This window comes from Streptosporangium sp. NBC_01469, assembly GCF_036227305.1.
GTDB lineage: Bacteria > Actinomycetota > Actinomycetes > Streptosporangiales > Streptosporangiaceae > Streptosporangium.
The window spans coordinates 4698620-4718057 of record NZ_CP109465.1 but is presented as its reverse complement, the minus strand read 5'-3'; the positions used below and the strand labels follow the sequence as shown (position 1 = coordinate 4718057).

General features: G+C 71.5%; 17 protein-coding genes and 1 riboswitch. Of the genes, 4 read left to right on the top strand and 13 right to left on the bottom strand.

Going from position 1 to position 19438, the window contains the following annotated elements; translation table 11 throughout:
• Positions 1-66: 66 nt before the first annotated feature.
• Positions 67-2154: a bifunctional aldolase/short-chain dehydrogenase gene (locus tag OG587_RS21050; RefSeq protein WP_329092840.1), complete on the bottom strand. Its 2088-nt coding sequence runs from the start codon at positions 2152-2154 to the stop codon at positions 67-69.
• Between the two features lie 200 nt (positions 2155-2354).
• Between OG587_RS21050 and OG587_RS21045 the strand changes: the two genes are divergently transcribed.
• Entirely contained in the window at positions 2355-3362 is a 1008-nt protein-coding gene (locus tag OG587_RS21045) for a LacI family DNA-binding transcriptional regulator (RefSeq protein WP_329092838.1), read from the top strand.
• 16 nt (positions 3363-3378) lie between these two features.
• On the opposite strand, the gene OG587_RS21040 is transcribed toward OG587_RS21045, so the two are convergent.
• Entirely contained in the window at positions 3379-4119 is a 741-nt protein-coding gene (locus OG587_RS21040) for a lysophospholipid acyltransferase family protein (protein ID WP_329092836.1), read from the bottom strand.
• Between the two features lie 149 nt (positions 4120-4268).
• On the opposite strand from OG587_RS21040, the gene OG587_RS21035 reads away from it, so the two are divergent.
• Both OG587_RS21035 and OG587_RS21030 read left to right on the top strand, forming a co-directional pair.
• Positions 4269-5033, top strand: a complete 765-nt coding sequence (locus OG587_RS21035) for an alpha/beta hydrolase (RefSeq protein WP_329092834.1) — start codon at positions 4269-4271, stop codon at positions 5031-5033.
• A gap of 66 nt (positions 5034-5099) precedes the next feature.
• Positions 5100-5576 carry a hypothetical protein gene (locus OG587_RS21030; RefSeq protein WP_329092833.1) on the top strand — a complete coding sequence of 159 codons (477 nt, stop codon included), beginning with the start codon at positions 5100-5102 and terminating at the stop codon, positions 5574-5576.
• Positions 5577-5706: 130 nt separating this feature from the next.
• On the opposite strand, the gene OG587_RS21025 is transcribed toward OG587_RS21030, so the two are convergent.
• The 7 genes from OG587_RS21025 to OG587_RS20995 form a co-directional block, all read right to left on the bottom strand.
• Positions 5707-6834 (bottom strand): hypothetical protein, encoded by a 1128-nt coding sequence (locus OG587_RS21025; protein WP_329092831.1) that lies wholly within the window; start codon positions 6832-6834, stop codon positions 5707-5709.
• A gap of 86 nt (positions 6835-6920) precedes the next feature.
• On the bottom strand, positions 6921-7772 hold the full coding sequence (locus tag OG587_RS21020) for an endonuclease/exonuclease/phosphatase family protein (RefSeq protein WP_329092830.1): 852 nt from the start codon (positions 7770-7772) through the stop codon (positions 6921-6923).
• A 110-nt stretch (positions 7773-7882) separates the two neighbouring features.
• Positions 7883-8827 carry an ROK family glucokinase gene (locus OG587_RS21015; RefSeq protein ID WP_329092829.1) on the bottom strand — a complete coding sequence of 315 codons (945 nt, stop codon included), beginning with the start codon at positions 8825-8827 and terminating at the stop codon, positions 7883-7885.
• 26 nt (positions 8828-8853) lie between these two features.
• The gene (locus OG587_RS21010; RefSeq protein WP_329092828.1) at positions 8854-10068 is read right to left on the bottom strand and encodes a hypothetical protein; all 1215 of its coding nucleotides are present in this window, start codon (positions 10066-10068) and stop codon (positions 8854-8856) included.
• Entirely contained in the window at positions 10058-11230 is a 1173-nt protein-coding gene (locus OG587_RS21005; RefSeq protein ID WP_329092827.1) for an ArsA family ATPase, read from the bottom strand. Before OG587_RS21005 ends, OG587_RS21010 begins: the two co-directional genes overlap by 11 nt.
• Before the next feature lie 73 nt (positions 11231-11303).
• Positions 11304-11741 carry an SRPBCC family protein gene (locus OG587_RS21000; RefSeq protein WP_329092825.1) on the bottom strand — a complete coding sequence of 146 codons (438 nt, stop codon included), beginning with the start codon at positions 11739-11741 and terminating at the stop codon, positions 11304-11306.
• Positions 11742-11863: 122 nt separating this feature from the next.
• Positions 11864-12631, bottom strand: a complete 768-nt coding sequence (locus OG587_RS20995) for a metallophosphoesterase family protein (RefSeq protein ID WP_329092823.1) — start codon at positions 12629-12631, stop codon at positions 11864-11866.
• Between the two features lie 220 nt (positions 12632-12851).
• Between OG587_RS20995 and OG587_RS20990 the strand changes: the two genes are divergently transcribed.
• Positions 12852-14645 (top strand): AMP-dependent synthetase/ligase, encoded by a 1794-nt coding sequence (locus OG587_RS20990; RefSeq protein WP_329092821.1) that lies wholly within the window; start codon positions 12852-12854, stop codon positions 14643-14645.
• 69 nt (positions 14646-14714) lie between these two features.
• Here OG587_RS20990 and OG587_RS20985 read toward each other — a convergent pair whose 3' ends face one another.
• The 4 genes from OG587_RS20985 to OG587_RS20970 all read right to left on the bottom strand — a co-directional run bounded on the left by OG587_RS20985 (position 14715) and on the right by OG587_RS20970 (position 18762).
• Positions 14715-15839, bottom strand: a complete 1125-nt coding sequence (locus OG587_RS20985) for a glycosyltransferase family 4 protein (protein ID WP_329092819.1) — start codon at positions 15837-15839, stop codon at positions 14715-14717.
• On the bottom strand, positions 15836-17113 hold the full coding sequence (locus tag OG587_RS20980) for a M48 family metallopeptidase (protein WP_329092817.1): 1278 nt from the start codon (positions 17111-17113) through the stop codon (positions 15836-15838). Before OG587_RS20980 ends, OG587_RS20985 begins: the two co-directional genes overlap by 4 nt.
• Positions 17110-17979 carry a hypothetical protein gene (locus OG587_RS20975; protein WP_329092815.1) on the bottom strand — a complete coding sequence of 290 codons (870 nt, stop codon included), beginning with the start codon at positions 17977-17979 and terminating at the stop codon, positions 17110-17112. The genes OG587_RS20980 and OG587_RS20975 overlap by 4 nt, the downstream gene beginning before the upstream one ends.
• A 219-nt stretch (positions 17980-18198) precedes the next feature.
• Complete coding sequence (locus tag OG587_RS20970; RefSeq protein ID WP_329092814.1) at positions 18199-18762, bottom strand: C40 family peptidase; 564 nt, start codon at positions 18760-18762, stop codon at positions 18199-18201.
• A gap of 82 nt (positions 18763-18844) precedes the next feature.
• Positions 18845-19004: riboswitch (cyclic di-AMP (ydaO/yuaA leader) on the bottom strand.
• Between the last annotated feature and the right edge of the window lie 434 nt (positions 19005-19438).

The window sequence follows — 19438 nt, the reverse complement described above, 5'->3', positions numbered from 1 at the left end:
ACCAGGAAACAGGAATGCCCCCGGCTCCCGTCCGGCGGGACAGGAGCCGGACAAAAGAAGACGGGTTCAGCGCAGGAAGGCCGCCGCGACACCCGCGTCGACCGGGATGTGCAGCCCGGTGGTCTGGGTGAGCTGGGTCAGCTGGAAGACCGCCCCCGCCACGTGCTCGGGCAGCACCTCGCGCTTGAGCAGGGTGCGCCGCGCGTAGTACTCGCCCAGCTTCTCCTCCTCCACCCCGTACACCGCCGCCCGGTTCGCCCCCCACCCCGAGGCGAAGATGCCGGACCCGCGCACCACCCCGTCGGGGTTGACCCCGTTGACCCGGATCCCGTACCCGCCGAGCTCGGCCGCGAGCAGCCGCACCTGGTGCGCCTGATCGGCCTTGGCCGCCCCGTAGGCCACGTTGTCGGGGCCCGCGAACACCGCGTTCTTGGAGGAGATGTACACGATCTCCCCGCCCATCCCCTGGGCGATCATCACCCGGGCGCTCTCCCGCGAGACCAGGAACGACCCGCGGGCCATCACGTCGTGCTGCAGGTCCCAGTCGGCCACCGTGGTCTCCAGCAGCGAGCGCGACAGCGACAGACCCGCGTTGTTCACCACCAGGTCCACCCCGCCGAACGCCAGCACCGCCTCCCGGATCGCGGCGACCACCTGTGCCTCGTCGGTGACGTCCACCTCCACCGCGACCGCGACGTCCTCCGGCCGGTACGCCCTCGCGCCCAGCTCGGCGGCCACCTCGCGCGCGGCGCCGAGGTCGCGGTCGGCCACCACCACGCACGCCCCCTCGGCGGCCAGCCTGCGCGCGGTCGCCGCCCCGATGCCCGAGCCGCCGCCGGTCACCACGGCCACCCGCGTCGCCAGCGGGCGCGCGGGCGGCATCCGGCGCAGCTTGGCCTCCTCCAGCTCCCAGTACTCGATCCGGAACTTCTCGCTCTCCTCGATCGGCGCGTACGAGGAGAGCGCCTCCGCGCCGCGCATCACGTTGATCGCGTTGACGTAGAACTCCCCGGCCACCCGCGCGGTCTGCTTGTCCCTGCCGAAGGAGAACATGCCCACGCCCGGCACCAGCACGATCGCCGGATCGGCCCCCCGCATCGCGGGCGAGCCCTCCACGGCGTGCCGCCGGTAGTAGGCCGCGTACTCCTCGCGGTAACCGGCGTGCAGTTCCCGCAGCCGGGCGATCACGTCCTCGATCGGCGCGGTGGCGGGCAGGTCCACCACCAGCGGGGCCACCTTGGTCCGCAGGAAGTGGTCGGGGCAGGAGGTGCCCAGCGCCGCCAGCTCGGGGTGGCGCTCGCGCGACAGGAAGTCCAGCACCTCGCCGGTGGCGGTGTGGTGGCCGACCTGCGGGGCGTCGGTGGAGGCCAGGCCCCGCACCACGGGGAGCAGCGCCGCCGCCCGCCCGGCCCGCGCCTCCTCGTCCAGCGGCTCGTACCCGGCGAGCACCGGCCCGAACGGCTCCGCCCGGCCGTGCTCGGCGATGTACGCCTCCGCGGTGCGGATGATCTCCAGCGAGTTGGCCTCGCAGGCGGCCGAGGTGTCGCCCCAGGCGGTGATGCCGTGCCCGCCCAGGACGCATCCGATCGCCCGGGGGTTGCCCGCCTTGATCGCCGCGATGTCCAGCCCCAGCTGGAAGCCCGGCCGCCGCCAGGGCACCCACACCACCCGGTCCCCGAAGATCCGCGTCGTCAGCGACTCGCCGTCGGCGGCGGTGGCGATCGCGATCCCCGCGTCCGGATGCAGGTGGTCCACGTGCGCCGCGTCCACCAGGCCGTGCATCGCGGTGTCGATCGACGGCGCGGCGCCGCCCGTGCCGAAGGCGCAGAAGCCGAACGCCGCGACCATCTCGTCCTCGCGCCCGACCCCGGGATACACCCCCGTCAGCGCCCGCAGCCGGTCCAGCCACAGCACCGCCAGACCGCGCTCGGCCAGGGTGCCCAGGTCTCCCCCGGACCCCTTGACCCACATCACCTCGGCCGGAGTCCCGGTCACCGGGTCGGTCGCCGTCCCTTTGGCCGAGGTGTTGCCTCCCGCGAAATTGGTGTTCCGCGGATCGGCCCCCAGCGCGCGCGACCGCTGCAGCAGTTCCTCAACCGGCGACGTCATGACACCTCTCCGCTCACTCGTCCACCTGTCATCTCCCGCGGACATCCGGCGGGGCCCTCACGGGAGACCGGGACGCGACGGGGCTGGATCTTCTTAAAAACGTTTTAAAGACGGTGAAAAAGCTATGGGACACTCACGACACTGTCAACGCCGTCACACCGGATCACGGGCCGAAAGCCGTCAAGCGGGCCGAAAATACCAGCCTGACTGGCGGACCAACGGTTGTTACGTTTTAATCAATGCACATGAGTTCGGTGAGCATAAAGGAAGTCGCGACACGGGCCGGGGTGTCCCCCGGAACGGTCTCCAACGTGCTCAACCGCCCGGAGAAGGTCGCCGAGAGCACGCGCGCCCGGGTCGAGGAGGCCATCCGCGATCTGGGGTTCGTCCGGCACGGTTCCGCCTCCAGCCTGCGGGCCGGGCACAGCCGCACCGTCGGCCTGTCGGTCATCGACATCGGCAACCCCTTCTTCACCGACGTGGCGGCGGGGGTCGAGGAGGTGGCCAGCGAGCGCGGGTACGCGGTGATCCTGGGCAACTCCTCGGGCGACCGGCTCAAGGAGGAGCGCAACCTGCTGGTCTTCGCCGAACAGCGGGTCCGCGGGGTGCTCATCACGCCCGCCGGGGCGAACCTGGCCAAACTCGACCAGCTCAAGGAGCGCGGCATCAGCGTGGTGCTGGTCGACCACCCCGCCGAACGCGCCGACCAGTGCTCGGTGGCGGTCAACGACATCACCGGCGGCTCGCTCGCGGTCTCCCACCTGCTGTCCACCGGGGCCGAGCGGATCGCCTACGTCACCGGCCCCCTCACCATCCGCCCGTGCGCCGACCGCCTGATCGGCGCGGAGCGGGCGCTGGCCGCGGCGGGCCGCGACCCCGGGGAGACCCTGGAGGAGATCGCGGTGAACGCGATGAACGCCAGGTCGGGGCAGCAGGCGGCGGAGAAGATGATCGCCGGGGGACGGCTGCCCGACGCCGTGTTCTGCGCGAACGACCTGCTGGCCCTGGGCATGCTGCGCGGTCTGCTCCAGGCGGGCGTGCGGGTCCCCCGGGACATCTCCCTCATCGGCTACGACGACATCGACTTCGCCTCGGCGTCGGCGGTCTCGCTCAGCTCCGTCCGGCAGCCGACCCACCGGCTGGGCCGGGTCGCCACCGAGCTGCTGCTGGACGAGTGCGACAATCCCGAGTCGCACGCCCATCAGCAGATCATGTTCCAGCCCGAGCTGATCATTCGCGAGTCGGCCCCCTGATCCCGCCTCCGCCCGGTCAGGGACGCCTGCGCGCCTCCTTGGCGGCCTGTCTGGCGGCCTCCTTCGCCCCCTTGGCCGCGCGGGCGGCCTCGACCTTGGCGCTCGCGGCGTACTTGTCGACGTACTCCTGGCCGGAGAGCTCCATCAGCGCGTACATGATCTCGTCGGTGACGGCGCGCAGGACGAGGCGGTCCTCCTCCATCCCGTAGTAACGGGTGAAGTCGAGCGGCTTGCCGAACTTCACCCCGGGGCGGATGCCCAGCTTGGGCAGGGCCCTGCCCGAGGGCATCATCTCGAAGGTGTTGACCATCGCCCACGGAACGACCGGCACCCGCGACTCCAGCGCCAGGCGGGCCACACCGGTCTTGCCCTTGTAGAGGCGGCCGTCGTGGGAACGCGTACCCTCGGGGTAGATGGCGAGCACGTGCCCCTCCTCGAGGATGCGCTTGCCGGTGCGCAACGCCGCCTCGCTGGCCTTGCCTCCGGAGCGGTCGATGGGGACGGTGCCGACACCGCTGAAGAAGGCCCTGCTCATCAGCCCTTTGAGACCGCGGCCGGTGAAGTAGTCGGACTTGCCGAGAGAGATCACCTTGCGCCGCAGGAACAGCGCCCCGAAGAAGTGGTCGGCGAACGACAGGTGGTTTCCGGCCAGGATCACCGGCCCTTGCTTCGGCACGTTCCCCACGCCCTCCACCCACGGGCGGAAAATCAGATGGAGTAGGGGCGAGAGGATGGCCTTGACCACCCAGTAGAACACTCGATGCTCCTTCGATCGGCAGGCGGGGACCTGGAGTTATCCTCCCACTTCCGATCCCGGCCACCTACCCCACCGAACCACCCAAATCGACCTCTCGCAAAACACGTCCCAGTCGTGCGACGATCGGGCGAACCTTACTAGGAGCCGCGATGCCAGTCATGCCCGGTGCGGAGGCGTACCACCATGCGGGGGGACAGGTCGGCGTCCTGCTCTGCCACGGTTTCACCGGATCGCCACAGTCGTTGCGCCCCTGGGGCGAGTACCTGGCGGCGGCGGGCATGACGGTGGCGCTGCCGAGGCTGCCCGGCCACGGCACCACCTGGCGGGAGATGGCCCGCACCCGCTGGGAAGACTGGTACGCCGAGCTGGACAAGGCCCTGGCGGACCTGCGCGGCAGCTGCGCCGAGGTCTTCGTCATGGGCCTGTCGCTCGGCGGGTGCATGGCGCTGCGGCTGGCCGAGGTGCACGGCGACGGGATCAAGGGATTGGTGGTCGTCAACCCCTCGATCGTCAACGACGCGCCGCTGCTCAGGCTGGCGCCGCTGCTCAAGTTCGTGATCGCGTCGGTGCCCGGCGTGGCCGGGGACATCAAGAAGGAGGGGGCGGCCGAGCTCGGCTACACGCGTACGCCGGTCAAGGCCGCGGCCACCCTCCTGCGGCTGTGGTCGCTGACCCGGTCGGAGCTGGGTAAGATCACGCAACCTGTCCTGGTTTTCCATAGTCCGCAGGATCATGTTGTGAAACCGGTGAGTGTGCGTATTCTGCGTGAGAGGCTGACCGGGGGGAATCTGAATGTGGTGGAGCTCGCCGACAGCTACCACGTCGCGACGCTTGACAACGATGCTGATCGGATCTTTGCGGGGAGCCTGGAGTTCATCACCTCGAACGCGTCTGTACCCTTGCAGAGAGACTGATCGCGAGCGGGGGATGCGCGGTCTCCGGGAGAAAGTGATCGGCCGATGAACAACGGGCCCAACTAGGTGACACCTCAAAGCGATGAGGACGAGGTCTGGCGTCAGATCGTCGCGTCCTTCAACGACACCGCCGAGCGCGACTCGGCAGATCAGCCGTGGCCGGACAGCGAGAACCTTCCGGCCGAGCCTCCGCGACGGGTGATCAAACAGTCGGACGAGGAAGACCTCCTGCGTGAGGACGACCCCGCCGACGAGGCCGAAACCGGCACGGAACAGTCCGAAGGAGAGGACGAAGAGGGCCACTACGTGCCTCCGCCCCCACCTCCCCTGCCCAAGACCGACGCCACCACCAAGATCGCTTGGCTGGCGCTGTTCGGCGGTCCCGCCTACCTGTTGCTGAGCGCCGCGCTCAGCTGGAACCTCCAGGGATGGATGCTCTTCACCGCGGTCGCCGCGTTCATCGGCGGTTTCGTGGCGCTGGTGGTCCGGATGGGCGACGGCCCGCCCAACGACTCCGGCTGGGACGACGGCGCGGTCATCTGAGCGGTTCGTCCGGCCGCGGCCGTCGGCGCGGGGCGTCGGCCGCGCCCGTCCCCGATCCCCGATCCTCGATCGGACCGTCCTCGATCGCCCGGAACGGTCGTGCCCGATCACCGGGCAGACCGTGCCCTGGCTACGACTTGGCGCGGTCCGGGTTGCCGAAGCGCTCGATCACGTCGGTGTACTTGCCGGAGGCGTCGACCACGTGGCCGACGGTCCACACGGTGTCGGTGCCCGGCAGGTACGCCACCGACTGGAGCCTCACCGTCCGGGGGGCGGCGGTCTCCGGACCGCGCAGCGCCTTGACCGTACGCCCGTCGTATCGGAGCAGGAAGGCCTCGCCCGGCCGCTCCAGGTCGACACCCGAGATCCAGAAGTGCCCCTTGCGGTCGCCCGTCACCCCGTACAGGCGGACGTCACCGTCGGGGAGGGACACCCGGGACCACTTCTTGCCGTTCCACGACAGGGCCAGCGGGACGATCCCGCCGTTCTCCCGGTAGACGCCCCCGACGGCGAGGGCCCGCTTGGGCCCGTCGAGGTGGACGTCACGCAGGTAGCCGCCGGGAATCTCCGGCGCCTTGTGGGTCTTCCAGCGCCCGCCGGACTGCCTCATGATCAACGGCTTGCCCCCGGTGTCGCCCACCGCCCACCCGTCGCTCTTGCCCGACAGCGCCACCCCGTACAGCGCGCCCCTGTCGGGCAGCTGGGTGAGCTTCCACTTCGAGCCGGTGCCGGTCACGACCATGGGCAGCTTGTCGCGGCGCCCGACGGCGACCACCCGGCCGGGAACGGCCGCCACCCCGCCCAGCCAGTCGCCCGAGTGCAGCTTGTCGACGATGACCCTGTCGAAGGACGACCCGTCTCCCCTCGCCAGGTAGGGGAGGCCGTCGTGCCCCTCGCCGACGGCCCACAGCTCGGTCGCCGAGGCCGCCGCGACGGAACGCAGGGGGCCGGCACCGGTCGGGTCGTTGCGGATGCCGACCTCGTTCCAGGAGGTGCCGTCCCAGTGGGTGATCGCGCCGCGGCTCTGCCAGACGTCCCAGACGCTCTGCTGGCCGACCGCCCACACGCTCGTGGCCGAGACCCCCGCCACGTCGGACAGGGACCCGTCACTGCTCAGGCCCGCGCTGACCGGAGCCTGCCATGCCTCGGCCGCGGGCGGGCTGACGGGATCGGCGTGGGCTGGGAACGTTTGCGAGGACAGCAGGAGCAGGCCTCCCGCGCAGAGAACCAGCGCACGCCGCGGAAGGCGACGGGTCATGTTTCAAATGGTACGGGGCTCGTCCGCTCCCCGCATGCCGGTCTCCCCACTTGACCCGCGCGATCTGGAAAGACACTCCGCCCCCGTCACGGAAACTCCCGCCCTCCCGGCTCTCCCGGCTCCCCGGGAGGGTCGGGATCGGGCTCCCCCGGCGTGGCGCCCGGGTGGTCGCCGACACCGGATGATCTCACCGGGGTCGTACCGGGATCGGCGCCCGCGGCCGGGCCCGGACGGTCTCCGGCCTCGGGGCGCGGGTGGTCCAGATCAGCGATCACCGGCAGGTGGTCGGTGGCGGCCACCAGGTCGGCGGGGTCGGCGTCGACCCCGCCGCAGGAGACCACGGATAGGCCGTCCATCGCGAAGATCGCGTCGATCCGCTTGTGCGGGCCCCTGGCGGGGAAGGTGAAGCCGTCGCCGCGCGGCGAGACCGGGTAGCAGTCGGTCAGCCGCTCGGTGAGGTGCCGCCAGCTCGGCTGGCCGGACTGCTCGTTGATGTCTCCGGCCAGCACCGGCAGCGCGTCGAACCGGTCGGCCACCTCCCGCAGGAGCCTCATCGCCTCGGCCGCGTGGTGACGCCGGGCGGTCTCGTCGAGATCCAGGTGGATGGAGCCGACGGCGACCCGCCGTCCTTCCGACTCCACCACGGCGATCGCGATGGCGCGCCGCTCCAGGGGGAAGAAGGGCTCCAGGAGACGGCCCTCCCCGTGCAGCAGCCGCACCCCGGGGCCGGTCAGCACGGCGACCCCGCCCCTGCGGCGGCCCGCGGCCACGGTCAGCCCGCCGAAGGCGGCCAGCCGCCTTCGCCTGCGGCGCCAGCACAGGAACCGGGGGGCCTCCTGCACGCAGAGCACGTCGGCGCGGAGCGCGGCGACCACCCGCCCCAGCGCCGGGACGTCGTCCTTCATGGAGCGCACGTTGTAGCTGGCGATCCTGAGCACCACGGCCACCTCACTTCGCGACGCGTGCCGCGAGGATAACCGCGCATCACCGGACGTACCAGCCACCCGCCCCGATCGGCATGCGGGCGGCCGGTACGCGCCGGAGGCGGTCAGCGCCTGCGGGCGAGATCCGCCGCGCCCACCACACCCGCCGCCGCGCCGAGCTCGGCGCAGCGGATGTCGGCCAGCGGGCGGTGCCCCCGGCCGCTCAGATGGGTGTTGTAGAACTCGCGGGTCTCGTCGATCCACAGGTCGGCGGCACGCGAGACGCCGCCGCCGAGGACGAAGCAGCCCGGGTCGAGGACGGCGGCGAGGTCGGCCAGGCCCTGGCCGATCCAGCGGGCCATCGAGGAGAACGCGGCCAGCGCGGCCGGGTCGCCCTGCCTGGCGGCCTCGGTGACCTCCTGGCCCTCGATCTGGTCGGGCGTTCCTCCGGCGATCTCCAGGAGCTTGACGGCCCGGTCGGGCTCGGCCTCGGCGATCATCCTGGCCTCGCTGACCAGGGCGCTGCCGCTGGCGTACTGCTCCCAGCAGCCGAGGTTGCCGCACCCGCACAGACGTCCGTCGGGGACCGCCTGCATGTGGCCGAGCTCGGCGCCCATACCCCAGCGACCCCGGTAGAGGGAGCCGTCGAACACGATGCCGCCGCCGATGCCGGTGCCGACGGTCACGCAGACCAGGTGGGTCTCGCCGCGACCGGCACCGAACCTGGCCTCGCCCCACGCCATCGCGTTGGCGTCGTTCTCCACCACCACGGGAAGGCCGACCATGTCGGAGACCTTCCTCTGCAGCGGCTCCTCGCGCCAGGCGAGGTTGGGGGCGAAGCGGACAATGGACCTGGTCTCGTCGACGAACCCGGCCGCGCCGAGACCTACGGCCTCGATCTCCCGGCCCTTGGAGAGTTCCAGGATCACGTCACCGATCGTGTGGGCGACCCGGTCCGGATTCTCCGCCGGGGTGGGCCGCAGAACATGCTCGATGATCTGGCCGTCCTCGTCGACGACTCCCGCCGCGACCTTCGTACCGCCAATGTCCACACCGATGGTCAGCGCCATTGTCCGTTCATCCTCTCCCCCTGGGCTCACCCCAGGTCGATGTGCTCCACAGGGGTGTCTCCTCGCTCGCGCTCCCGCTCCCGCTGCGCGGGCGCGGGCTTGCCGAGTCCGTCGACGGCCGACTTGAAGGCGGCGAACAGCTCGGTGCCCGCCTGCATGAGGTGGTCGGTGACGGCACCGCCCGACTCACGCTGCGCGGCCATCGCGCGGCAGACGGGGCAGGCCCGGCAGATGTACTCCTCATGCTCCGAGACCGCCTCCTCCCACACGTCCCGCTCTCTTCTTCCTCGCCCACCACCGGAAAGCGCGCTGCCGAAACCGGTCATCGTGCCCTTGATCAGATTCTTGCGCAGTTCTTTGGTGGCTTTCCGCTGCAGCGTGTCGAAGAGTTTGAACGCCTCCTCGGCGGCGGCGCCCAGCGGGTCCTTGCCGCCCTGGGACCGCTCATCCCGAGACCGCTCATCCCGAGACCGCTCATCCCGAGACCGCTCATCCCGAGACCGCTCATCCCGAGACCGCTCATCCCGAGACCGCTCATCCCGAGACCGCTCATCCCGAGACCGCTCATCCCGAGACCGCTCCTCGGCCGCGGCGGCCTTGTCGCGCCCCGCGGGCTCGACGCGGTCGCCTGGCCGGGTCCACGGGGTCCATCCGGTCGCCCGCTCCTCGCGCCTGACCCGCTCGGCGCGCTCGAACCACTCGGCGCGCGCGTCGCGCCCGGCCCGCTCCGAACCCGGGGCCGGCTCGGTACGCGGGGTCTGGGCGGGGTCCGGGGTGTGCTCGGCACGAGGGGCCTGCTCGGAGGGCGCGGCCTCGGCCACGACCTCCACCTCGACCACCTCCAGGCGCGCGACCTTCTCGACGCGCTCGGCCCGCGCGGGCTCCCCGGCGTCCTCCGGCCGCTCGACGGCCTCCACCCGCTCCACCCGCACAACGGACTCGACGGACTCGACGGACTCGACGGACTCGACGGACTTGGACGCTCCGGTACGCCGGCCCTTCGGGGTTTTCCCGACCGGCTCCGCGCTCCGCCCCTTCTGGGCCGTCTTCCCGGTACGTCGGCCCTTCTGGGCCTTACCGGCGTCCTCGGCACCCCCGGCGCCTCCGGCGGTCGCGGTGCCCTCGGCGCCCTCGACGCCTCCGGCCTCGGGCGGTGGCGTCACGGCGTCGGCGGTCTTCCGTGGCCTCCTCGGCGCGCGCGGCTTCGGGGTCTTCTCTGCGTCGTTCGTGTTATCGGTCATCAGGCCCTCCCGATTCGAACCGTACCCGGAGAAACCCATCTCGGAGCGCGGCGTCCCGCACCGGCCTGCGGGCCAGCGCGACGGGCAGGGCCAGGACACGGCGGTAGGAACCCGCGTTGACGATCAGCTCGTCACCCTTGCGCGCCAGATCCACCTCGTCCTTGTCCGCGAGCGGCAGGGCCAGGATCAGCTCGCCGTCGGCGGTGATCCGCAGCGGCGGGTCGACGGAGGGCGGGGCGAAGGGGTCGCCCTCGCCGTACATGGCCTCGGCGACGGCGGCGAGGGCGTCAAGGCCGACGGGCTCGGCCTCCAGGTACGGCACGATGTGCACGGGCAGCGGCGCGAAGGACTCCTCGACCTCGGCCAGGTGACGGGCCTGGGCCCGCACCCACCTCTGCCGCCACGGGTCGGCGCCCTCGGAGGGGAAGACGCGGTTGGCGATCACCGCGTCCACCCGGTAGCCGTACAGGCTGAGGGAGGTCAGCGTGCGCCGGGCCTCGGCGAGCACGACGGCCTCGGGGGTGAGCACCAGCCGGACGCTCGCGCCGGGTCCGGTGAGCAGCTCGCGCACCTCCATCAGGCCCCGGTGGAGCCGCTCCCCGGCGCCGATCACGTGGTCTTCCGGCACGCTGACCTGCGCCAGGCGGCGGACCAGCGGGGAGAGGGTGCTCAGCAGCCGCCTGCCGATGGGCAGCAGCCGGTTCACGTGCCAGTCGAGGGCCTCGGGCAGGGCGAGCAGCCGGAGCGTCTCGGCGGTCGGGGCGCAGTCGATGACGATGACGTCCCACAGCCCGGTGTGCGCCTGCTCGCGCAGTTCGAGGAGGGCGATGACCTCCTCGGCGCCGGGCAGCACCGTGATCTCCTCGGCGGTCACCTCGTCGAGGCCGAGCTCGGCGAAGACGCCCCTGGCGTAGTCACGCAGCTCGCCCCACTGGCGTTCCAGCGCCCGCTGGGTGTCGACCTGGTAGAGGGAGAGGCCGGGCGCGATCTCCGTGGGCTCCCCGCCCGCCCGCACGTCGAGGGCGTCGGCCAGCGAGTGGGCGGTGTCGGTGGAGACCACCAGGGTCTTGAGCCCGGACCGGGCGGCGAGCGTGGCCGTGGCGGCGGCGACGGTCGTCTTGCCGACGCCGCCCTTGCCGGTGAAGAGCAGGACCCTGCTCACACCGCCTCCCGGCCCAAGGGCGCGGGGCTCCGCTCCGCGACCGCGCCGTGCCAAGCGCCCGGCCCCCTCGTGCTCATGGGGTCTCGACGCGCTTCTTCAGCCCCTTCAGGGCGGTGTCGATGATGACCTTCTCCGCCTTCCGCTTGATCATGCCGATCATCGGGACCTTGAGATCGACGGCGAGCTCGTACGTCACCTCGGTGCCGCCGCCCGCGTCGGCAAGACGATAACTCCCGGTGAGCCCGGAGACCATCTTTCCCGCCTCGGCGACGTTCCAGTCGACGGACTCGTCGCCGTGCCAGGTGTAGCGGAGGGTGTACTCGTCGCTGATCACGCCCGCGTCGAGGACGAACCGGACCGTGGCGGGCCGGCCGTCCTCCCCCGTGGAGAGGACACGCGCGGCCTTCACCTGGCCGGCCCACTCCGGGTACGAGGGGAAGTCGGCGATGACCGTCATGATGGTCGACCGGTCCGCGCCGATCGTGATGCTGGAGGTGGTGCGATCAGCCATGGGGCAACCGTACTGCTTCACGATCGTCCGCGTACGTCCCGGAGGGGCCGGGCGTGGCCGCCACGGTGACAGGAAGCGGTGGCACGAAGCGGACACCTCACGCGTCCGTCGCTCCGGTACGGCTACCACTCCAGGACGTAGGGAACGCCTCTGTTCCGGAAGTGCCCCACGTTGAGGCATTCGGTCCTGCCGACCCGGGTGCGGGCGGCGAGGGGCTGGTGCACGTGGCCGAACAGGGCGTAGCGCGGCTGGGTCCGCCTGATCGCCTCCAGGGTGGCCTCGCTGCCCCGCTCGAAGCGCCGGGCGACCACGTCGTAGAGCAGTTCGGGGATCGCGGGAGGGATGTGGCAGCAGAGCACGTCGACCTCGCCGACGGCCTCGACCTTGCGGGCGAACTCCTCGTCGTCGATCTCGTACGGGGTCCGGTACTGGGTGCGCAGCCCGCCCCCGACGAAGCCGAACCGGAGACCGCCGATCTCCACGGTCTCGCCGTCGAGCACGTGGTGGCCCTCCCGGACGTACTCGGGCCAGTAGGTCGGCAGATCCACGTTGCCGTAGGTGATGTACGCGGGAGTCGGCATCGCGGCGAAGATCTCGCCGTACTGCCGCCGGACGGAGCGCTCGATGTGGTCGCGCGGGTCGCCCTCCAGCGAGGCCCACAGCCCGGAGGACATGGCCCGCGCCTCGTCGAACCGCTTGGCCGTCCGCAGCGCGATGAACTCCCCCGCCCGCTCGGCCCCGAAGAGCTCGGCGAAGATGCCCTGGGAGTGGTCGTCGTAGTCGACGAACAGGATCAGGTCCCCCAGGCAGATCAGCGCGTCGGCGCCGTCTCCCGCGCGGGCCAGGGCGTCGGCTCTCCCGTGAACGTCGCTGACGACGTGAACCCGCATGTCGGACATCCTAACCACCAACGAATACCGCCATATGTGATGAACCTCGCAGGGCGCGGGCGCGACGGGGAGGCACACGGCGCGGCCGACGGTCCGGCGCGACGGTACTTGCTACGGTGAAATCACTCTTGATAACGCCTGGGTGACGAATTTACCCAGACGTAACTTATCGCGATAACTTCCAGGCAGCCCATCGATCGTGCGTCTCCAGGAGCGACCCGTGCGCGAGTACAGCGTCCCCGTGCTGGTGGATGTCCCCGCCTCCGCCAACCTCACCGACACGGTGTTCCGGCGTGCGGAGGAGGAGCCCGACGTCGTCGCCCTGCGCCGCAAGGTCGGTGACGACTGGATCGCCGTCACCGCCCGTGAGTTCCGCGACCAGGTCGCCGGGGTGGCCAAGGGCCTGATCGCGGCGGGGGTGGAGCCCGGCGACCGGGTGGCCCTGATGTCGCGCACCCGCTACGAGTGGACCGTGATCGACTACGCGATCTGGTCCGCGGGGGCGGTCGGCGTGCCGATCTACGAGTCCTCCTCGGCCGACCAGGCCGCCTGGATCATCTCCGACAGCGGCGCGAAGGCCGTGTTCGCCGAGCTGGAGTCGCACGAGGAGACCATCAGGGAGGACGCGTCCGGCCTGCCCGGCCTCAAGAACGTCTGGCGCATCGAGAGCGGCGCCCTGGACGAGCTCACCGCGCTCGGCGCCGAGATCACCGACGACACGCTCGCCGAGCGCAGGACCGGGCGCGGCATCGCCGACCTGGCGACCATCGTCTACACCTCGGGCACCACCGGCAGGCCCAAGGGCTGCAGCCTCACCCACGACAACCTGCTGTTCACCGCCAAGAACGTCGCGAAGGGCCCGCTGGAGCGCCTGTTCACCGTGGAGGACAGGGCGGGGCTGCTCTTCCTGCCGCTCGCGCACGTCTTCGCCCGCATGATCGAGGTCGTGCTGATCGAGACGGGCACGATCCTCGCGCACACCCCCAACATGAAGAACGTCGCCCCCGACCTACAGGCCTTCAAGCCCACGTTCCTGCTGGGCGTGCCCCGCGTGTTCGAGAAGGTCTACAACGGCGCCGAGCAGAAGGCGACCGCCGAGGGCAAGGGGAAGATCTTCCACGCCGCGGCCGACACCGCCGTCGCCTGGAGCAGGGCCGAGTCGGCGGGCGGCGCGGGACTGGGCCTCAGGCTCAAGCACGCCCTGTTCGACAAGCTCGTCTACGGCAAGATCCGCGCCGCGACCGGGGGCAGGCTGACGACGGCGGTGTCCGGCGGTTCCGCCCTCGGCGAGCGGCTCGGCCACTTCTTCCGGGGCGTGGGCATCGAGACCCTGGAGGGCTGGGGCCTCACCGAGACCTCCGCGCCGTCCTCGGTCAACATGCCGGGGGCCAACAAGATCGGCACCGTCGGCAAGCCGTTCCCCGGCGTCACCATCGGCATCGGCGAGGACGGCGAGGTGCTCGTCAAGGGCCGCCACGTCTTCCTGGGCTACTGGAACAACGACGAGGCCACCGCCGAGGCGATCGACGCGGACGGCTGGTTCCACACCGGCGACATCGGCGAACTCGACAGGGACGGCTACCTCCGCATCACCGGACGCAAGAAGGAGATCATCGTCACCGCCGCGGGCAAGAACGTCGCCCCGGCCCCGATGGAGGACCACATCCGCGCCCACCCGCTGATCAGCCAGGCGATGGTGGTCGGCGACGACAGGCCGTTCGTCGCGGCGCTCATCACGCTCGACGTCGAGGCCCTGGAGCAGTGGAAGGCCGCCAACGGGAAGACGGGGATGGATCTCGCCGGCCTCAGCTCCGACCCGGCCATCGTCGCCGAGGTGCAGCGGGCGGTGGACGACGCCAACAGGTTCGTCTCCAAGGCCGAGCAGATCAAGAAGTTCACCGTCCTCGACATCGACATCAGCGAGGAGAGCGGGCACCTCACCCCGACCCTGAAGATCAAGCGCAACATCGTGATGCGCGACTTCGCCAAGCAGGTCGACTCCCTCTACCGCTGAGGGGTCTCCACGGGCCGGGTACGCCGGGAGTCTTCGCGACGGACGAGCCGGCCCGTACCGTCCAACCGGCTAAGGGGTCTCCGCGGGCTCCAGGAGGCGGGCGAAGCGGGAGGCCGCGAGCTCCCAGCTCCACTCCCGCGCCGCCCACTCCCGCCCGCGCTCCCCCATGGCACGCGCCCCGGCCGGGTCCTTGAGCAGGCCGACCAGGGCCGCCGCGACCTCGTCGGGGCGGGTGCCGTCGACGACCAGGCCGGTCTCCCCGCGCAGCACGGCGTCGGGGGCGCCGCCCGAGGAGCCGGCCACCACGGGCAGGCCGCTGGCGGAGGCCTCCAGGTAGACGATGCCGAGCCCCTCCACGTCGACGCCGCCCAGGCGGGTGCGGCACGGCATGGCGAACACGTCGCCCGCGGCGAGGTGGCCGGGCAGCTCCGCCTCGGGCACGGGGCCGGTGATCCTGACCGAACCGCCCAACGGCCGGGCCAGCCGTTCCAGGGTCCTGCGGTACGGGCCCCCGCCGACGATCAGGAGCACCGCGCCGGGCACGTCCCGGATCACGCCGGGCCAGGCCCGCAGGAGCGTGTCCTGGCCCTTGCGCGGCACCAGCCTGGACAGGCAGACCACCACCGGCCGCTCTCCCAGGCCGAGTTCCGCGCGTACCCGCCCTCCCCCGGCCCCCGGGTGGAACACCCCGGTGTCGACGCCGGGTGCGAGCCGCACCAGCTTGTCCTCGGCTATCACCCCGGCCAGCCTCCGCCGGGTGTACTCCCCGAGGTAGGTGACCACGTCGGCGTTCGCCCCGATCCTGGCGAGCACCCGGCGGCCGATCGGGATCCCGGTCCAGCCCGCCTCGTGGCCGTGGGTGACCATGACGACGCGGCGGGCCCCGGCCTCGCGCATCCTGGGCGCGATCAGCCCGAGCGGCGCCGCCGCCCCGAAGACCACGGTGTCGCACCCGAACTCGGCGACCAGCCCGGCGGCCCGGCGGGCCACGGCGGGCGTGGGCAGCATCAGCGAGGTGGGGTGCCGCACGACGGGGTACGGCTGGCGCAGGTCGAAGGCCTCGCTGCCGGCCCACCGGGGGGCGTAGACGACGACGGAGCCGGGCGGGCGGCGGGCGATGAGACCGTACACGAACGACTGGATCCCCCCGGCGCGGGGCGGGAAGTCGTTCGTGACGACCAGCGTGCGGTTCACGGTTCGGGGAGGCCGTTCAGCCTGGCCCAGGAGCGCGCCATGGCGATGCGCTGCGGTGCCGTGGGATGCGATGCATAAAGTACATATTCGATGAAATCGGGCGACAAATCCGAAATATTAGTAACTGCCAGTCGTTTCTGCATCGCCACGAACGTCGCCGGGTCCCTGGTCAGGTCCAGCGCGTGCACGTCCGCGCGGGCCTCGATATGCCTGCTCACCAGGTTCTGGGCCGGCCCCGACAGGACCGTGGCCAGGCTCAGCAACCCCATGACCAGCCCCACCGCCGCCGGGTCGCCGAGCGAGGTGACCCCCGCCCGGCGCCGCACGCCCGGTGCCGAGGTCACCACGTAGAGCAGGCACGCCCCGAACGCCGCGCCCAGGCCGCCGACGAGCGTGCCCCACAGCACGTCGTCCGCCTTGGCGTGGCCCAGCTCGTGCGCGACCACCAGCTCGACCTCGTCGGCGGGCGCGCGGAGCAGCGTGTCGTAGACCACGATCCTGCGGGTCGCGCCGAATCCGGAGACGTACGCGTTGAGCGCGGTGGTCCGCCGGGAGGCGTCGGCGACGAGCACGTTCTCGACCGGCACGCCGTCCCTGGCGGCCATGGCGAGCAGGTCGTCGCGGAGCCGCCCGGCCTCCAGCGGCCTGAAGTCGTTGAAGACCGGCTCGACGAGCACCGGGTAGGCGAAGGAGGCGGCCACGGTCAGGACGAACGCCCCGGCCGCCGCGGGGATCCACCAGCGCCGGAAGCGCCGCGCCAGGGCGATCACCGCCACCACCATGATCGCGGTCAGTGCGGCGCCGATGCCGGTGCTCTTGGCCCGGTCGGCCGCCCACGCCGGCCAGGCCTGGGTGGACAGCCCGAAGTCGCGCAGGTAGCTCTCCGACCACATCCCCAGGGGCCAGCGCAGCATCGCCACGGCCACCGACAGCACCAGCACGCCGAGCAGCGCCCGCAGCCACCACGGCCCCGGCAGCCGGCCGGCGAGCCGCGCGCCCAGCGGGGTGGCCACCAGCACCCCCGCCACGACCAGCGTCAGGCCGAGCGACAGGTAGCCGGGGAGGCTCACCAGCGCGTCGAACGTCTCGGCCCTGGCGATCTGCTCGGGGGTGAAGTCGCGGGCCGGGTCGGGGGCGACGGCCGGAGCCCCCTCCGCCAACGTCCTCCAGGGCGTGGTGAACGCCACGACCGCCAGCGTGGCCACCCCCAGGCCGGCCAGCGCCCCCCCCGCCGGCCGCACGCCCGAGGGCGCGTCCGTCGTGCTCAGCGTCACGTGAGTTCCTTCCTGAGGTAGTCGCGCCAGGCTCCGGTGAACTCGGCCACCGGCAGCCCGAGTGCGCTCCCGACATCGCTACCGTAGAGCCTCACCAGGGCCTTCTCCCCGAAGCGCTCCGCGACGAACCGGCAGGCGAGCCACGCCTCCTCGTACGCCTGCGCGAGCCGCGGCGCGCCGGGGGCGAAGTCGGCCGGGGCCGGGAGGCGGCCGGGCAGGACGCCCGAGCGCACCTCGGCGGCCAGCTCGGCGGCGGCCGTGCGCACCGCGATCCCGGCGTCGCGGTAGCCCGCGTAGTCGGCGAAGCCCTCCGACAGCCACATCGGCACCCGCCCGCCGCGGGTCGCGCCGGTGGCCACGTGGGCGAGCTCGTGGGTGATCACCACGTCTTTGCCGGTCGCGGTGAGCCTGGCGTATCCCGACGGCAGGACGATCACCCGGTCCGCGGTCGCCATCGCGGCCAGCCCGTGGGTGCTCCCGGCCCCGGCGAGCGCCGCGGCCTCGGCGTCGGTGGCGGGGAAGAGAATCACCGCGAAGACCGGCCCCCAGATCTCCGCGATCGTCGCGCGGGCCCGGTCGGCCCTGGCCGCCAGATCCCGCAGGACGGCGGCCGGGACGCCGTGGCCGATCACGAGGGAGTGCTCACCCCGGACGGTGACGGCGGCGCCCGGCCACAGGTCTCGGAGGTCGCGCGGGCTCGGGGTGGCGTCCGGGAGGGTCCCGGCGTCGTACGGGGAAAGGTGGCGGGGGACGCGCGGGAGCGGGGCGGCTCCGGCCAGGAGGGGTCCCGTCCCGGCGAACGGACCGGCGCTCATCAGCGCCAGCATCCCGGCGAGCACGGCGCGGCGCCCTTTCGGGACGGACATACGAGCCGATGGTACTCGACCGGCATGGAGCGGCCCCGGCCCTCCGCGGGGAGGGCCGGGGCCGCTTTTCCGTGCTCGGGCACGTGCCTTCGGGCGCGTGCCCGGACGCGGGCTCGGGCTCCTGTACTCGGACGCCGTACTTCGGACGCCGTGCTCAGGCGCGGGTCTCGGGTTCCGCGCTCGGCGCGCGGGCCCCGGGCTCCGTGCCCGGACGCGGGTTCAGGCTCCGGGTCGCACCGCTCCGGCGAAGGAGGACCTGTAGTAGCCCGCCAGCCTCACGATGCGAACCGTCTTGCCGCTGCTCGGCGAGTGGACCATCCTGCCCTTGCCGACGTACATGCCGACGTGGCCCTTCCCGCTGAAGAACAGCAGGTCACCGGGGTGCAACTTGCTCCACGAGACCTTCTTCCTGATCGACCTGTACTGGCTGTGCGTGACCCTGGGGAGGGACACGCCCGCCTTGCGCCAGGCGTATCGGACGAGCCCCGAGCAGTCGAACGCTCCGGGACCGGAGGCTCCCCACCGGTACGGATCGCCGATCTGCTTCTTCGCCGCCGAGACCGCCTTGCCGGCCCGGACCTTCTGCAGTGCCGCCCTACTCAGCTTGGTCTTGCCCTTGCCCTTGGCCTTCGCCGTGGTCGTGGCCCGAGTGGCGGTCTTCGTGGTGCTTTCGGCCTTCTCCGAAACGCCGGCCGCGCTGTTGACCAGGATCTCGGAGGGACCGTCCGCCGTCGCCTGCGCCGCCGTGGACCCGAGGGTGACCGCTCCGGCTGAGGCGGTCAACGTGAGGGCGATACCGCCGATGGAAAGGCGGAAAAGGCGCGACAGACGGGGGTTGTGCGGGGTGGTAGACAGGATTTCTCCTTGGGACTTCCACTGATGCCTACCGGGTTAGCTGACGGATTCGGGCTTGGAAGATGCCCTACGGCACAAATATGCCGATTCACCCCTGGCCACGCTGTGCTGGGCCTTTTGGGTCCCCGGTTCCATGCCTCCTGGCTGCATGGATTCGGCGGGCCGCCGTGATGAGCCCTGCCCCCGGGTGGGGGCACGGCGGCCGGTTGGATTTCTATAGGGACACCGGCCCGAAGACCGACATTCGCCGCGACGGCGTGGCTTGCACGTCGCGACGCCAGAAGTTACCCCGATCTCCAACTTTCGGCAAAGCATTCTCAAAATCAGGAGGTCGAACGAGCCTCTTGATCTTCCTGTTACCCCTGCTTAATGACTATTTATGCTATTGAGATATGACTCTCGTCACATCCTTCGCATCACACCCTGATAAATCACAATTCTGTAATATTCATCACACTTACCATGATCCAGGTTTGATCCCGGCGGATGGACCGTTCCCGGGCGATCGGCCGGACGACTTCGGCGCCCGGCGCACGCGCGGGCGCCGTGGATCACCCCCCGGAGACCCGCCTCGACGATCTTTAATCCGGCGGCGGGGGTGGAC